Here is a 420-nt window from a genome sequence, read left to right on the forward strand (position 1 = left end):
CGGCGGCGACAGACAGAGACCAGGATACGCCGATGTTTTCCATCATGAACGCCAGAATAAACGGTGCGGTCGATGAGATCATCAGACGAATGGCTAAGACTTGTCCCTGCCGCTTTCCGTAGCCCTCACTTCCAAATAGTGCCAGTGGCAAAGTCCCCTGCACGATGCTGTTCAGCCCCGACCCAAGACCGAAGACGACGGCAAACACCAGTGCGCCCAGCACCGACGGCGCAGTGACTATCAAAACGACAAGAGCTGCCGGCAACAACACAGCGGAGATAAGCGCGAGCGTCAGTTGCGATAGACCACCCCCGAAGACCATGTTGGTGAAGCGGCTCAGCACCTGCGACGGGCCAAAAAGCATGCCGACCATCACGGCCATGGCTCCAAGCCCAAGTCCGGACAGCACGGGAACCATAT

The 420-nt window shown here is 58.1% G+C and carries 1 protein-coding gene; it reads right to left on the reverse strand.

The features are described from left to right. Nucleotides 1-382, reverse strand: a 382-nt coding sequence (locus ACR9ZK_RS21700; RefSeq protein WP_481344030.1) for a hypothetical protein, incomplete at its 3' end; no start/stop codon positions are given. Between the last annotated feature and the right edge of the window lie 38 nt (nt 383-420).

This window comes from Monashia sp. HAY1-5C (genome assembly GCF_056755255.1).